Source organism: Sphingobium sp. D43FB (genome assembly GCF_002312805.1).
Classification (GTDB): domain Bacteria; phylum Pseudomonadota; class Alphaproteobacteria; order Sphingomonadales; family Sphingomonadaceae; genus Sphingobium.
Genome location: NZ_NMUA01000269.1, coordinates 1 through 386 on the forward strand (window position 1 = coordinate 1; position 386 = coordinate 386).

Annotated in this window: 1 pseudogene; it reads right to left on the minus strand. The window is 53.1% G+C overall.

The annotated features are described in order from the left end of the window. A pseudogene (locus SxD43FB_RS24345) lies at positions 1-184 on the minus strand (NADH-quinone oxidoreductase subunit A); the annotation flags it as partial. Between the last annotated feature and the right edge of the window lie 202 nt (positions 185-386).

Here is a 386-nt window from a genome sequence, read left to right on the forward strand (position 1 = left end):
GGCGCAAGCGGGCGCTGCCAGTAGGCAGCATGCCGGACTCGAACGGTTCGTTTTTGCTGCGGCCCCAGGCTTTGCTGCCCAGAAGGCTGGAGACACCGAGCATGAAGGCACAGAGGCCGACAACACCTAAAAGGAAAATGGCGAAGCCCCAGTTGTGGGCAATCAATCCTGTCGGTTCGTGCATGCTGGATTTCCTTGACAGAGATCAAAGGTCTCTGGGCTTGAATAGAGTATAGGCAGTGACTATATGTCGCAGCGACATCAACCGCGGTGATTTTATGGGTAAACAGTTGGCAAGTAAATTTTCTACATCAAATTAATTTGACGAATTAATCACTTGCGCACACGGGTATCGGCTTGCGGGCAGGCTGGGCGGGCATTGGCAG